At 71.9% G+C, this 14,157-nt stretch carries 11 protein-coding genes and 2 pseudogenes; 10 read left to right on the top strand and 3 right to left on the bottom strand.

The features are described from left to right. Positions 1–63: 63 nt before the first annotated feature. Positions 64–675, bottom strand: coding sequence for a GPP34 family phosphoprotein (locus WBK31_RS18215; protein WP_406675286.1), 612 nt, complete (start codon positions 673–675; stop codon positions 64–66). Between the two features lie 290 nt (positions 676–965). Here WBK31_RS18215 and WBK31_RS18210 point away from each other — a divergent pair, with 290 nt between their 5' ends. The 3 genes from WBK31_RS18210 (at position 966) to WBK31_RS18200 (ending at position 5,703) form a co-directional block, all read left to right on the top strand. Next, positions 966–1,901: a hypothetical protein gene (locus WBK31_RS18210; RefSeq protein ID WP_406675285.1), complete on the top strand. Its 936-nt coding sequence runs from the start codon at positions 966–968 to the stop codon at positions 1,899–1,901. Between the two features lie 150 nt (positions 1,902–2,051). Beyond that, a complete protein-coding gene (locus WBK31_RS18205; protein WP_406675284.1) occupies positions 2,052–4,223 on the top strand; it encodes a SpoIIE family protein phosphatase in 2,172 nt (723 codons plus the stop codon). 76 nt (positions 4,224–4,299) lie between these two features. Next, positions 4,300–5,703 (top strand): sensor histidine kinase, encoded by a 1,404-nt coding sequence (locus WBK31_RS18200; protein ID WP_406675283.1) that lies wholly within the window; start codon positions 4,300–4,302, stop codon positions 5,701–5,703. Between the two features lie 45 nt (positions 5,704–5,748). Here the strand turns inward: WBK31_RS18200 and WBK31_RS18195 are convergent, their stop codons facing one another. Next, positions 5,749–6,927 (bottom strand): cysteine desulfurase-like protein, encoded by a 1,179-nt coding sequence (locus tag WBK31_RS18195; RefSeq protein ID WP_364052693.1) that lies wholly within the window; start codon positions 6,925–6,927, stop codon positions 5,749–5,751. 184 nt (positions 6,928–7,111) lie between these two features. On the opposite strand from WBK31_RS18195, the pseudogene WBK31_RS18190 reads away from it, so the two are divergent. Further along, positions 7,112–7,885: pseudogene (locus WBK31_RS18190) on the top strand (wax ester/triacylglycerol synthase domain-containing protein); the annotation flags it as partial. Between the two features lie 139 nt (positions 7,886–8,024). Then, positions 8,025–8,606, top strand: a complete 582-nt coding sequence (locus WBK31_RS18185) for a WSD1 family O-acyltransferase (protein WP_378788426.1) — start codon at positions 8,025–8,027, stop codon at positions 8,604–8,606. Positions 8,607–8,999: 393 nt separating this feature from the next. Here WBK31_RS18185 and WBK31_RS18180 read toward each other — a convergent pair whose 3' ends face one another. Next, positions 9,000–9,644: a TetR family transcriptional regulator gene (locus WBK31_RS18180; protein ID WP_364052687.1), complete on the bottom strand. Its 645-nt coding sequence runs from the start codon at positions 9,642–9,644 to the stop codon at positions 9,000–9,002. A gap of 157 nt (positions 9,645–9,801) precedes the next feature. On the opposite strand from WBK31_RS18180, the pseudogene WBK31_RS18175 reads away from it, so the two are divergent. The 5 genes and pseudogenes from WBK31_RS18175 to WBK31_RS18155 all read left to right on the top strand — a co-directional run. Further along, positions 9,802–10,740 (top strand): annotated as a pseudogene (locus WBK31_RS18175) (RNA polymerase sigma factor); the annotation flags it as partial. Positions 10,741–10,837: 97 nt separating this feature from the next. Then, positions 10,838–11,605 (top strand): class I SAM-dependent methyltransferase, encoded by a 768-nt coding sequence (locus WBK31_RS18170; protein WP_364052681.1) that lies wholly within the window; start codon positions 10,838–10,840, stop codon positions 11,603–11,605. Positions 11,606–11,796: 191 nt separating this feature from the next. Beyond that, positions 11,797–12,177 (top strand): VOC family protein, encoded by a 381-nt coding sequence (locus WBK31_RS18165; protein WP_364052678.1) that lies wholly within the window; start codon positions 11,797–11,799, stop codon positions 12,175–12,177. Between the two features lie 68 nt (positions 12,178–12,245). Next, a complete protein-coding gene (add, locus tag WBK31_RS18160; RefSeq protein ID WP_364052675.1) occupies positions 12,246–13,196 on the top strand; it encodes an adenosine deaminase in 951 nt (316 codons plus the stop codon). 82 nt (positions 13,197–13,278) lie between these two features. Then, positions 13,279–14,088, top strand: coding sequence for a TIGR02569 family protein (locus WBK31_RS18155; protein ID WP_364052672.1), 810 nt, complete (start codon positions 13,279–13,281; stop codon positions 14,086–14,088). The last annotated feature ends 69 nt before the right edge of the window (positions 14,089–14,157 follow it).

Raw genomic sequence — 14,157 nt, 5'->3', positions numbered from 1 at the left:
CGCCGTAAGGGGAGAAGCCGGTGGAGTGCGGCCGTCAGGGGAGAAGCCGGTTGGGAGCAGCGGTCACTCGCCGGCCATGGCGTACAGTGCGGCGTCGGCGATGACGCCCACCGTGCGGATCACCGGCTCGGCCGCCCAGCCGCCCTCGGCGACCTCCTTGTAGCGCCGGTCGTCGTAGCCGGGGAAGAACGTGCGGGTGTACCGGTCGGCGTGCAGGATCGCGATGAGCGTCCCCGTACGGGGGTCGGGCTCCGCGCCGCCCAGCACCGCCGCCACCCGCGCCCTGATCTCGGCCCGCCCGCCAGGACGCGCCTCCGGCCACCGCTTGACGGGGAAGAAGCCGAGCGCCTTGCCGCGCGTCTCGGCCAGCACCCCGCCCGTCACCAGCCGGGTCAGCAGCCGCCGCCGTAGGCCGTGCCGTTCCAGGAGCTGGACGCACGACACGGGCCGCCTGCTCTTGGCGCCCATGAGGGCCAGCGCGGCGTCCAGCTCGTCCTCGCCGAGCCGGCTCTGGTCGCGAACGCGCAGCCTCCTGCCCGACATCTCCACCCGGCCGTGCACGACCAGCTCGGCCAGGACGGCGGCGGCGATCGCGGGATCCAGCCAGGTCATGGTGACGTCCGGCCGGCCTTCCTTGTCGTAGGCGAGCAGGAGCAGCTCTTCCGCGATGGTCATGCGACCTTCACCCTCTTCGCGCGGCATGGTGCTCACGGCGTGATCCACCTCGGACGTGGTCGCGCGGCCAGCCGGGGAAGATCCGTCGATCAAGCCGGGTGCCTTCGAGCGTCCAGCCAAACGGCTACGCGGTCAAGGGCCCGCCTCGGCGAAGGAGCGGGCGGCGCACGGGCCGGCGTGAGCGAGACAGCGCTGCGAGGGCGCGAAGCTGTGATCACTACCATGACGGACTTGTCCCTCACAGCGTGAAAACGGCGTTGTGCGGAGAGTCCATCCTCTATGCTCCGGCCATGACTTCTCCGTCCTATGCCGCTCACCCTGCGGATACTCATATTTCGGACTTAGCATCCGAAGCCCCTGAGCCGGAGGCCGAGGAGAAGGTCGGCGTCATCGACCTGCTGGAAAAGGCCGGCTCCGTCCTCGTCCCGCTCGGCGTGACCCTGTACGCGCTGCTCTACATGGGCTACCAGGCCATGTACGCGATCTTCGGCATCACGCCCGAGCAGGCCGGCATCGACCAGGCCGTGCTGCTCGGCCGGTTGCTGGGCACGATCCTGCCGCTGCTGATCCTGGGCGCGATCGCCCTCGGCCTCGCCGTCAGCCTGGGCTGGCTGCTCAACGTGATCACCCGCGGCTGGGCAGGCCGGATCGTGCAGAAGGTGCGCCGGCAGCCGTGGATCGTCGCGGTGATCGCCGCCGCCTGGGCCGGCGCCTCGTACCTGGGCTTCATGTACTTCATGACAGCGCTGTCGGGCGACGACCCCACCGCCAAGATCAGTGTCGAGGCGGGCGACGTGCTGCTCGCGGCCGGTCTCGGCGTGGTGGCGTACGTGGTGCCGTTCCGGCTGCTGCGCCGCAAGCCTGTGGGCAGGGCGGGCCTGAAGGTGCTGGTCGGCGCGCTCACCGGGATCGGACTCGGCTACGTCCTCATGATCCAGATGATCTACGGCGCGATCAACGTGCTGGAGAAAGGCGAGTCCACCGCCCTGCTCGACGCCGTCGGCTTCCAGACGCAATGGGCCAAGCTCCAGGACAGCAGCGGCAAGCCCCTGTACGACAGCCGCTGGATGATGGTGCTCGGCGAGCACGAGGGCGGCTACGCCATCTACGACTGCGACAGGGCGCTGACCTTCCGCAAGTTCTCCGAGAGCACGATCCTGACCGAGGTGCAGATGTTTCCGCCCGACAGGGAGAAGGGCTTTACCTGCGGCAGCCTCGCGGAATAGCCCGCGGCCAGGGCTTCGACGCCCGCCCGCCGGACCGGCCGGCGGGCATCGTCATGGAAAGGTCTGACGACCGCCATCCACGTCTCGGTAACCGGTCAGATTACGACAAGTAATCACCTATCGGGCTAAAGCGGTAGATACCGTGACCGTATGGCTCGCGTAGGGAGGCGTGAGGAGCCGATGCTGTCGCGCGGGACCGAGTGGCTCACCGCGTCTCACCGGCTCCAGCCGGCCGGGCCCCCGGCCACCTCGGAAATGGACGAGACGCTCGTGCGCGCCGCACGGGAGACCGGGGCCCACATCGCCATGCTCTATCTGCTCGACGCGGCCGGCGAGGTGCTGCTCATGCAGTCCCAGATGGGACTGCCGGGCCCGATGGTCGGCCAGTGGAGCAGGCTGCGCGCCGAGGCCGGCGTCCCCGCCACCGTCGCCGTGCGGCGCAGGGAACGGGTGTGGGTGCCCGACCTGGAGGAGCTGGCCCGCCGCTTCCCGGCCATGGCCTTCCTCGTGCCGTACCACTTCTCCGTGCTGGCCACGCCGCTCAGGATCGGCGACCGGGTGGTCGGCTCCTGGGTGCTCATGTGGTCGTCGTCGCGGCAGCCGCGGCTCGGCTCGTACGAGCTGGAGGTCATCGACGAGGCCACCCGCCGTATGGAAGAGGTGCTGAAGGAGTCGGCGGGGGACGACCAGCGGCCCCCGGTCACCCCGCAGCCGCGCACGCTGACCCCGCTGCCGTCGCGGCCCTCTGAGGGGGCGCGCACACCCGCCGCCTTCGGCTTCGCCGACCGGCTGCGCGACGGCTGCGTCTCGCTCGACCTGTACGGCCACATCACCTACCTCAACGACCCGGCCGCCGAGATGCTCGGCGGCGCCTCCCACGGCACGCTGCTCGGCCGCGTGCTGTGGGACGCGGTGGACTGGCTGCGCGGCCCCGTCTTCAAAGAGCGCTTCCGGCACGCCGTGGTCAGCCAGCAGCCCACCACCTGCCTGCTCGGCACGCCGGGCGGCGTCACGGTCGAGGCCCGCCTGCACCCCGACCCGACGGGCGTCAGCCTGCACCTCGTGTCCACCGGCAAGCTGCCGCTGGCCGACAGCTCGGCGCATCCGCAGCCGCACCACCTGCACGAGCTGCTGCACCTGGCCGCCACCCTGACCAGGGCGCTCACCGTGCGGCAGGTCATCGAGGTGGTCACCGACCACATGATGGCGGTTTGCGGCGTGCACTCCATGGCGGTCTTCATCGCCGAGGGCGGCAGGCTGCGGGTGCTCGGCTCGCACGGGTTCAGCCGTACGTTCGTCGAGCGGCTGAACGGGATGCCGGTGGACTGCCTCACCATGACCGGCCGGGTCATGCGGACCGGCGAGGCCAGGTTCTACGGCGACCGCGAGGAGATGGGCGAGGTCTACAAGCCCGCGCTGGACGCCGACGACATGGAGGCGTGGGCGTTCCTGCCGCTGTCGCTGCCCGACCGGCTGGCCGGCACCTGCGTGGTGGCCTTCGAGCAGCCCCACCCGTTCAGCGGGGCCGAGCGCACCACGCTCACCTCCCTGGCCGGGCTGATGGCCCAGGCGCTCGACCGCGCCCTGCTGTACGAGGCCAAGGACCAGGCCGCCCACTGCCTGCAGACGAGCCTGCTGCCGCGCCGCCTGCCCGACATCGAGGACCTGGAGGCGGCCGCCCGCTACGTGCCCGCCACGCGGGGCGTCGGCGTCGGCGGCGACTTCTACGACCTCATCCGCCTGCACGACCACGCCGCCGTGGCGGTCATCGGCGACGTGCAGGGACACAACCTGTCGGCCGCCGCGCTCATGGGGCAGGTGCGCACCGCCATCCACGCCTCCGCCACCGACCCCGAGGCCGATCCGGGCACGGTGCTGCGCAACGCCAACCGGCTGCTGCTCTACCTGGACACCGACCTGTTCACCAGCTGCGTGCTGCTCCACCTGGACCTGCGGCTGCGCGCGTTCTCCATCGCCAACGCCGGCCATCCGCCGCCCCTGCTGCGGGCTCCCGGCGGCGCCGCGGAACCCGTGGAGGTACCGCCGGGCCCGCTGCTCGGCATCGACCCGGACGCGGAGTATCCCACCTTGCAGGTGCCGTTCTCGCCCGGCGCGATCCTCGCGCTGTACACCGACGGCCTCATCGAGGCACCGGGCGTGCACCTGGACGACGCCATCGCCCGCCTGGCCGCTTACCTGACCAAGGCGGGGCAGCAGCCCCTGCACCTGCTCGGAGAGACCCTGCTCGACCAGGCGCCCGCCGCCGAGCAGCGCGGCGACGACATCGCGCTGCTCCTGCTCGAACACCTGCCACGACCATGACGGGACCATGACGGAAGGAGCCTACCGACCGTTCCACCGAAGCCTGCTCCGGCTGGGGGCGGGCAGAGGAGGTCGCATGAGGCTGAGCGGGACGGGATGGCGATGGCCGTACCCCCGGTCGATCCGCGCGCGCTACACGTGCTGGGTCGGGGTGCTGTTCCTGGTGATCCTCTCGGTGGTCGCCGCCCTCGCCGTGCTCGGCATCCGCAACAGCATCTCCAAGGACGTCTACGAGGACCTGCGGCAGGACGTCGTGGGCTGGGCGAACCAGATGGTGCCCGGCCAGATACCGCGGCCCACGCCGAGCGTGCGCAGCGACTATTTGCAGCTCATCAACGCGCGGGGCGAGCTGGTGGCGGGCAACGGCTCCGGGTTGCGCATCCCGCCGCTGACCACCGTCCGCCCGCCGCCCGATGCGCGTCTCAAGGACGCCGTGGCCTGCCCCGGGGAGGGGCCGTGCCTCATGGTGGCGGTGCTGCGGCTCGACGGCAGGGTCGCACAGACGCTGTTCGGCGGCGAGGAGCACTTCGTCCTCGGCGGCAGGCTGATGCCGCCCGCACTCGCCACGCCCTACCTGGAGATCGGCTTCGGCACCGCGGTGCTGATCGCCTCCGCTGTGGCGGCCTGGGCCACGTGGATGGTGGTCGGCCGCACGCTCCGCCCGGTGCAGGAGATCAGCGCCACCATGCGCGAGGCCACCGCGAACGACCTCAGCCTCCGGGTCCCCGCGCCCCCGGGCGACGACGAGATCGCCGAGTTCGCCCGCACCTCCAACCTCTACCTCGACCGGCTGGAGAAGGCGGTGTCCGCGCAGCGCCGCTTCGCCTCTCTCGTCTCCCACGAGCTGCGCGCCCCCGTCTCCGCCCTGCACGTGCAGCTGGAGGAGGCGCTCATGTACCCCGACGAGGTGGAGCCGCGCTCGGCCCTGCGGCTGACGCTGCGCACCACCGAACGCCTCCAGGCCATCATCGACGACCTGCTCGCCTACACCCGGGTCAAGAACTCGGGCATGGCGGCCCAGCAGCAGCTCGACCTGGTCGAGCTGGTGGAGGAGGAGCTCGCGGCGCTGCCCCGCTCCGGCATCGACATCCGGCTGCACCGATCAGGCCGCCCCACCGTGATGGGCTCGCGGGTGCAGCTCCTGCGCGTGCTCGACAACCTCCTGGCCAACGCGCGCCGGCACGCCCGCACCTGCATCGACGTCTCCGTCGCGCGCTCGGACCGGCAGGCCGTCCTGGTCGTGCAGGACGACGGCGAGGGCATCCCGCCCGAGGACCGCGAGCGGATCTTCGAGCCGTTCGTCCGCCTGGAGGAGGGGCTGCGCCTCGATCCCGGCGGCAGCGGGCTCGGGCTGGCCGTCAGCCGCGAGACGTGCGTGGCGCACGGCGGCTCGCTGACGGTCGAGGACTGCCCGTCAGGCGCGCGGTTCGTGATCCGCCTGCCGGTGTACGAGCAGCCCTCGGCCGCCGACGCCGCCTGAGCCGCCCCTTCCCGGATGGCCGAGCCGCCGCTTCGGCACCGCCTTTCAGCGCAGCTTGGCCACGCCGTCCAGCAGGCGCTCCACGTCCGATGCGTCGTTGTAGTGCACCAGGCCCGCCCGCACCGCGCCGCCCGAGTCGCGGATGCCGAGCGCGCCGGTCAGCTCCCAGGCGTAGTTGTGGCCGTTCCAGACGTTCACCCCCAGCTTGGCCAGGTGCTCGGCCACCTGGCGCGGGGTGTGCCCGGCCACGTTGAAGTAGGCCGTCGCCGTCCGCCGCGCGGGCTTGCCGTACAGCGTGACGTGCGGCATGGACTCCAGGCCCGCCAGCATCTCGGCGAACAGCTCCAGCTCGTGCTCCTCCGCGGCGGCCATCGAGGCCAGCAGGCGCTCGCGGCGGGTGCCGGTGCCGGGCACCATGGCGGCCAGGTGGTCCACGGCGGCCGTCACGCCGTCCAGGTCGGCGAAGGCCGCCGTGCCGGTCTCGAACCGCTCCGGCACCGTGTCCGGCGACGACGCGAGCTTGTCCGGCCTCAGCGTCTCCAGCAGCTCGGGATCCGCGACGACCGCGCCGATGTGGGGCCCCGCCCACTTGTACGCGCTCGTGGCGTAGAAGTCGGCGCCCAGCGCCCGCATGTCCACCGGGCCGTGCGGGGTGGCGTGCACGCCGTCCACGTACACCAGCGCCCCGGCCCGGTGCGCCAGCTCGGCGATGGCGGGCACGTCGGGGCGGGTGCCGAGGATGTTGCTCGCCGCCGTGACCGCGACCACCCGTGTCCGCTCGTTGATCAGGTCGGCGTACTGCTCGACCGGCAGCTCGCCGGTGACCGGGTCGACCTCGGCCCACCGCACCGTGGCGCCGGTCTGCGTCCACGGCCGCACGTTCGCGTCGTGGTCGAGCCGCGAGACCACCACCTCGTCGCCGGGACCGGCGATGGCCTTCGACAGCCGGTACGTGAGCGTCGTCATGTTGGGCCCGAGGATGACGCCTTCGGGACGGCCGCCCACCAGGTCGGCGACGGCGGCGCGGCAGGCGGCCACGATCGCGTCGGAGCGGTGGCTGGCCGGGAAGGCGCCGCCCACGTTGCCGATCCCCGTCCGGTAGGCGGTGGCGATGGCGTCGATCACGGACTGAGGGACCTGGGTGCCGGCGGCGCCGTCGAGATAGGCGTGGCCGTCGGAGAGCGCGGGGTACGCGGCGCGTACCTCTTTGATGGGGAAAGGCATGATATCTAGATGCTCACCTGGCGCGACCTCAATCGTGCGATCTTGACTCGCCAGTATCTTTCGTCCCTTCAGGAGACGGGGTGGCGTGCCCGGCCCGTACGCGGGCAGCTGTGAGTCGAAGGGGTTCCGGCCGCTCTTGAAGTGACCGGTGTGCTCTGATTGCGTTCGGGGCGGAGGTGGGACGATGCCGCAGCTTTCCGCACTCGACGCGCAGTTCCTGCACTTCGAGACCGTCACCAACGTCGCCAACATCGCCGGCCTGGCCGTGCTCGACGGCCACCTGCTCCGCGCCGACCTGCAGGACCTGCTGCAGCGGCGGCTGCCGTACGTGCCCGCGCTGCGGCGCAAGCTCGCCCCCGTGCCCCTCGGGCTCGACCACCCGTACTGGCAGGAGGAGGACGATCTCGACCTCGACTACCACGTACGCGAGATCGGCCTGCCCCCGCCCGGCGACGACCGGCAGCTCGCCGAGCAGGTCGCCCGCCTGCACTCCCGCCGCCTCGACCGCGGCCGCCCGCTGTGGGAGATCTACCTGATCCACGGCCTGCCCGGCGACCGCACGGCCCTCTACACCAAGATCCACCACGCCGCCGTGGACGGGATCGGCGGCGCCGACGTACTGGCCGCCCTGCTCGACGTCACCCCCGAACCCGCGCCCCCGCCACCCGTCGAACCCGAGCACGACCAGCCGCCGCCCGGCCTCGCCGAGATGGTGGCGCGCGGCCTGGCCCGGCTGGCCACCAACCCGGCCCACGCCGTGCGGTTCGCCGCCGACGCCGTCCCTCACCTCGACGAGATCCCCGTCGTGTCCCGGCTGCCCGGGGCCGCCCTCGTCTCCGGAATCGCCCGCCGCCTCGCCGGTGAGGGCCACGCCCCCGACCTGCCGGTGCTGCCCGCGCCCAGGACGCCGTTCAGCGGGCCCGTCTCCGCGCACCGGCGCTACGCCTTCGTCTCGCTGCCCTTGGAGGAGATCAAGCAGGTGCGCAAGGCGTTCGGGGTCACGGTCAACGACGTCGTGATGGCGGTGTGCGCGGGCGCGCTGCGCCGGTGGCTGGCCGCGCACGGCGGCGTGCCAGGCCCGGCCGCTGGTGGCCGGAGTGCCGTTCTCGGTGCGGCCGGGCGAGGGCACGGGCCGGTCGGGGGAGGGCTCGGAGCGCTCTGGGGAGGGCGCTGGGCGGTCCGGCGAGGGCTCGGGGCCGGGCAACCAGGTGGCCATCATGACGGCGCCGCTCGCCGTGCACCTCGCCGACCCGGTGGAGCGGCTGCACCACGTACGGCAGTCCATGCACCGCATCAAGGACCGCTTCTCGCTCGCGCCCGCGCGCTGGCTGCGCGAGTTCAGCGAGTCGATGCCGGCCGCGCTCATGGGACTCGCCGCGCGTTCGGCGTTCGGCCTGGTCGGCCAGGCCGCGCCGCCCATCAACCTGATCGTCTCCAACGTGCCGGGACCCCAGTTCCCGCTGTACGTGTGCGGCGTCCGGCTGCTCGGCAACTACCCCGTCTCGGTGATCACCGACGTCAGCGGCGGCATCAACATCACCGCCTTCTCCTACGACGGATGGCTCGACGTCGGCGTGGTCACCGATCGGGACATGGTGCCGGACGCCTGGGAACTGACCGACGACCTACGCGCGGCCCTCCAGGAGCTACGCGAGGCAGAACCCGGCCGGCCGCATTAGCGCCGCCCGGCCGGCTCCACTGCGCCGTTCTGGGCGCGCCCGGACGGCGTCGCTCGGCGTGAGCCGCTCGCACCCCACCCTGCCCGGCGCTGTCCGGCTCGTTCCTCCTGTGCCGTTTCAGCGTGCACCGCCAGCGGCGCCCGGCTTGCCTCGCTAGCGCCCCTGGGCCCGCGCGGAATTGTCGGTGGCGGGTGACACGCTGGGTATCGGCGTGCTCGTGGGTAGGGGGTTCGAGCAAGGGTCGGTCGGCGGATGGCCGCCGTGCCCGACGAAGCGGTCAGGCGAAAAGGCCGGGCGAAGCGACCGGGCGAACGCGACCGGCGGCGGAACGCGGCCGGGCGAACGGGGCCGGGCGAACGGGGCCGGGCGAACGCAGCCCGGTGAAGGGGGTGGTCAGCGGATGGCCAGGGTGCCGAGTGAGGGCTCCAGGAGGTCGAAGACGCGGCGGGCGATCTCCGTGACCTCGGCGGCCATGCGGTCGATCGCCGCGTCGTCGCCGTCCTCGGCGGTCAGCATGCGGGCCTGCAGCTCGCGGAAGATCAGCCGGTCGGCCGCCGCGAGCTGTGCCGCCACCGCCCGCGCCCCGACGGGGTCGCCGGGCATCTCGGCGGCGAGCTGCTCGGCGAGCGCCTCCTCGCGCAGATCATGCAGCTCGCGCAGGCGCGCCACCAGGGTGGGGCTCTCGGCGATCATGCGGGCGAAGGCGGGCCCGGTGAAGCCGATGATCGCGTCGTGGCGTTCGATCGCGGCCAGATACTCCCGCCGCATCGCGGCCAGCGCCGACTCCCCGGCCGGGCGGCGGGCGAGCGTCGAGGCGGGCCCGGCCACGAACTCCTCGTGGTGGTCGAGCGCCAAGTCCTCCTTACGGGGGAAGTAGTTGGTCACGGTCATCTTGGCGACCCGCGCCGCCGCGGCGATGTCGGCGATCGTCGTGCGGTCGAAGCCACGTTCCAGGAACAGTTGGGTAGCGTGGTCAGAGATGGCCTGCCTGGTCTCACGCTTCTTCTGTTCTCTCAAACCCAAGGTGTCGGTGCTCATGGCTCCAGTCTTACATAAAAACTTAGGTTCGACCTTATTTTAGGTTGACTCTTCGATCGAGAGAACCTAAAGTTAGGCGTGACCCAAGTTTAGGACGGCGTCCGTGCACGCAAGCGAGGAGAGGGTTTTGTCCCAAGCAGCAGAGGTTCTCGAACTGGACGACAACACCGCCGACGGTGTCACGACCGTCGGGGCCGACTCGGTCAAGGCGTATCTCAAGGAGATCGGCCGCGTGCCGCTGCTCAGCGCAGAGCAGGAGATCGACCTGGCCAAGCGGATCGAGGCCGGGCTGTTCGCCAGGGAGCGGCTCGACACCGAGCCGGACCTGCCCGACGACCTGCGGGCCGACCTGGAATGGATCGCGGAGGACGGCGTACGCGCCAAGCAGCGCATGCTGGAGGCCAACCTGCGGCTGGTGGTCTCCATCGCCAAGCGCTACACCGGGCGCGGCATGCTCTTCCTCGACCTCATCCAGGAGGGCAACCTGGGTCTGATCAGGACGATCGAGAAGTTCGACTACCGGCTCGGCTTCAAGTTCTCCACGTACGCCACGTGGTGGATCAAGCAGGCGATCACCAGGGCGATGGCCGACCAGGCCCGCACGATCCGCATCCCCGTCCACATGGTGGAGCTGATCAACAAGGTCGCGCGGGTGCAGCGCCGCCTGGCGAGCGACCTCGGCCGCGAGCCCACGCCCGAGGAGATCGCCAAGGAGTGCGAGCTCGACGTCGATCGCGTCATCGAGGTCCAGGGGTACGGCCGCGAGCCGATCTCCCTGCACACGCCGCTCGGCGACGAGGGCGACAGCGAGTTCGGCGACCTGATCGAGGACACCGAGGCCGTCTCCCCGGCCGACGCGGTCTCGTTCACGCTGCTCCAGCAGCAGCTCCGGGCGCTGCTCGACCAGCTCACCGAGCGGGAGGCGGGGGTGATCAGCATGCGGTACGGCCTCAACGACGGCAAGCCGATGACGCTCGACGAGATCGGCCGCGTCTACGGCGTCACCCGCGAGCGCATCCGCCAGATCGAGGCCAAGACCATGTCCAAGCTCCGCCACCCGTCGCGCTCACTGGCGCTGCGCGACTACCTGAGCTGAGCGCCGCCGCCTCCGGTGTGAAAGGCTGCGCAAACGGGTCATCAAGAGTGTCGCCACAGCGCTCTCAGGGCCGGGCCGTCGGCCTAGATTCCGTGGCGTGAAACGCGCCCGTTCGAGCCTCGCCCACCAAGCGACGTACGCAATCAAGCATCCGGAAAAGATCGTCCCTCACCTGCGGCGGCTGGCCCGCGACACGTGGTTCAGGCTGCGCACGCGGGACCACGTCTCCTACTACCGAGCCGTCATGCGCTCCGACACCGCCCGCGACCCCGAAGGGGCGGTCGGCTCGCACAGCCACAAGCGCTGGCTGGAGGTGGGCCGCATGCAGTTCGACTACCTCGTCGAACACGGGCTCAAGCCCGAGTGCCGCCTGCTGGAGATCGGCTGCGGCAACCTGCGGGCCGGGCACCTGTTCATCGACTACCTGCACACCGGCAACTACTACGGCATCGACATCTCGCCCGACATCCTCATCGCCGCCCAGGACACCATCGTCCGGCACAAGCTGGCCGACAAGCTGCCCCACCTGACCCCCGTACGCGACCTGCGCTTCGCCTTCCTGCCCGATGCGCACTTCGACGTCGTGCACGCCCACAGCGTGTTCTCGCACTCGCCGCTGCACGTCATCGAGGAGTGCTTCGCCCACGTGGGACGGGTGATGAAGCCGGGCGGCTGGTTCGACTTCACCTTCGACCGCACCGAGGGCAAGGAACACCACGTATTGCGCGAGGACTTCTACTACCGCACCGAGACGCTGGCCGGCCTGGCCACCTCGTACGGGTTCAACGCCACGTTCATGGAGGACTGGGAGCGCGGGCCGCACAAGCAGTCGAAGATGCGCCTGACCAAGCGCACCACCCTCTGACCTGGCCTGTCCGTCGCGGGTGAGAGTGGAGCCCGTTGCGGGCGATGGCTCGCGCCGTTGCGGCGCGAGAGGTCATGGGTGCGGCGCTCGACCGGGGCAGGCCGGGAGCAGCCATGTGCAGGGCTCTGCGGCGCCCCGGGCCCTGCGCCGGGGCAGGTTCCAGCCGGCGGACGGGCGTTAGGGTGATCACCATGCACCGCAGCCGCGTCTACGCCCTCCTCATCGACACCCCCACCCCGGAGGCCGAGGCGGCCGCCGCCTTCTGGGCCGCGGCTCTCGGAGTCACGGCCCGGCCGCTCCCTGGTGAAGAGCAGTTCATCAGCCTCCACGGAGCCATGCCCGGCCTCATCGTCGCCGTCCAGTCGGTGGACGACGCCCCTCGCTTCCATGTGGACATCGAGACCGACGACGTCGAGGCGGAGACCCGGCGCCTGCTCGGCCTGGGCGCGGAGGAGGTGTCACGCTGGCGGGAGTGCCGTACTCTACGCGTCCCCGGCGGCCACCTCATGTGCGTGCTGCCCGTGCACAGCGACCCCGCGGTCTTCGAAGCCGAGGCCAGCACCTGGCCCTGACGGAACCCGGCCTCTCGGGGCGATAATGCGGTGCGCCCGTGCCGGGCGGCTGCCTAGGGTGGGGGCACGTGAGAGACGTACGCGCGTTGCCCAAAGCCCACCTGCACGTGCACCTGGAGAGCACCGTCCGTCCCGAGACCGTCCGCGAGCTGGGCGGCGAGCCCCTGCCCGAGGGGGTGTTCCGGAGCTTCAGGGAGTTCGCCGACCGCCGCGCCCAGATCCGCGCGCTGCTCCGCACCGCCGAGCACTTCCGCCGCGTCGCGCTGGAGTTCTGCGCCGACGAGGCCGCCCAGGGCACCAGGTACGCCGAAGTGACGTTCACCGCCGCCTCCCACGGCGAGCGGGTCGGGCAGCCGGACATGCCGCTGGCGGCCGTCCTCGACGGGCTCGCCGAAGGGCGGGAGCGGTACGGCATCGAGTGCCGGGTGCTGCTCGACCACTCCAGGCGGCGGCCGATCGAGCGGCTGTGGCGGACGTACGAGCTGGCCACCCGGCACGACGAGGTGATCGGCATCGGGCTGGCCGGCGACGAGAGCCACCCGCTCGCGCCGTTCGCCGCCGTGCTCGACGCGGCCAAGGACACCGGGCTGCACCTCGTGCACCACGCGGGGGAGGCGGCGGGGGCGGCCAGCATCCGCGAGGCGCTCGACATCGGGCACGCCGAGCGCCTCGGCCACGGCATCAGGGTCCTCGACGACGACCGTCTCGTGGCCGAGGTCCGCGAGCGCGGGATCCCGCTGGAGGTCTGCCCCACCTCCAACGTGCTGCTCGGGCTCGTGCCGTCGCTCGCCGAGCACCCGCTGCCCCGGCTGCGCGCCGCCGGGCTCGCCGTCACGATCAACACGGACGGGGAGACCGCGCTGGCCGGCGAGTACGCCCGGCTCCGCGACGTCTTGGGCTACACCGACCACGACCTGGCCGACTTCGCCAGGGCCGGCATCGACGCCTCCTTCGCCCCGGAGGCGCTCAAGGCCGAAATGCGGGCCGGCGTGGATGCTTGGCTGAAGGCGGACGCATGACCCCCGCCGCCGACGTTGCGCCGTCCCGTGGCCGTGCGCCTCGCGTGTCCGGGGCCGCGCCATCCGTTGAGGCGGTGGTCGCGTGACTCCCGTCCCTGACGGCGCGCCGGCCGCTGAGATCGTCACCGCGTTCGGGGGAGCGGGGGAGCCCGTGTGGCTGGGCGGGGCGTGGCGGGCGGGGCCGGTCGTGCTCAAGCCGGTCACCTTCCTGCCGGAGACGCTCTGGCGGGCCGAGGTGCTGGCGTCCCTGCCCGAATCGCCGCGGTTCCGGCTCGCCCGGCCGATCCAAGCGAGCGGCGGCGGTTGGGTGGTGCGGGGCTGGGAGGCGTCCCGGCTGGTGGCGGGGGAGCCGGATGTACGCAGGCCGGACGACGCACTACGCGCCGGCGCGGCCTTTCACGCGGCCGTCGCGCACCTGCCGAGGCCCGCCTTCCTCGATGACCGCGACGATCCCTGGACACATGGGGATCGGGTGGCCTGGGCGGAGCGGCCCGTGACGCTGGACGCGGCGGGCCTGCTGGAGCCGCTCGTACGGGCTCGCCGCCCGATCGATCTGCCGTCCCAGGCGGTGCACGGCGACCTGGCGGGCAACGTGCTGTTCGCCCCCGGCCTGCCCCCGGCGATCATCGACTGGCCGGTCTACTGGCGGCCCGCCGCGTGGGCGTCGGCGATCACGGTCGTCGATGCCCTGTGCTGGTACGGCGCCGCCCCCGCCCTGGCCGCCCGCTGGGCGCACCTGCCCGAGTGGGGGCAGCTCCTGATCAGGGCGCTGATCTACCGCATCGTCACCGACCAAGCCCTCCTCGGCGGGGACGGCTGGACCCGCGACCGGGTGGCCGCCTACCGCCCGGTCGCGGACCTCGCCGTCACGTACGCACAACACCCCGGCTGAGCGCCGGCACCGGCGCTCGGCCTCGGCCCCGCACCGGCCCCAGCCATCCGGACAACCTCGGAAAGCGAA

This window comes from Nonomuraea sp. N2-4H, from assembly GCF_045291505.1.
GTDB classification, from domain to species: Bacteria; Actinomycetota; Actinomycetes; order Streptosporangiales; family Streptosporangiaceae; genus Nonomuraea; species Nonomuraea fastidiosa.
Note: the sequence above shows the minus strand (reverse complement) of the source record. Positions and strands in the feature narration are given on the sequence as shown.

Excerpts from the sequence above, each read along its gene's own strand:
- WBK31_RS18210 (WP_406675285.1), top strand. The coding sequence starts at position 966 with ATGACTTCTCCGTCCTATGCCGCTCACCCTGCGGATACTCATATTTCG.
- WBK31_RS18180 (WP_364052687.1), bottom strand. The coding sequence starts at position 9,644 with ATGAGCACCGACACCTTGGGTTTGAGAGAACAGAAGAAGCGTGAGACC.
- WBK31_RS18215 (WP_406675286.1), bottom strand. The coding sequence starts at position 675 with ATGACCATCGCGGAAGAGCTGCTCCTGCTCGCCTACGACAAGGAAGGC.
- WBK31_RS18165 (WP_364052678.1), top strand. The coding sequence starts at position 11,797 with ATGCACCGCAGCCGCGTCTACGCCCTCCTCATCGACACCCCCACCCCG.
- WBK31_RS18205 (WP_406675284.1), top strand. The coding sequence starts at position 2,052 with ATGGCTCGCGTAGGGAGGCGTGAGGAGCCGATGCTGTCGCGCGGGACC.
- WBK31_RS18195 (WP_364052693.1), bottom strand. The coding sequence starts at position 6,927 with ATGCCTTTCCCCATCAAAGAGGTACGCGCCGCGTACCCCGCGCTCTCC.
- WBK31_RS18200 (WP_406675283.1), top strand. The coding sequence starts at position 4,300 with ATGAGGCTGAGCGGGACGGGATGGCGATGGCCGTACCCCCGGTCGATC.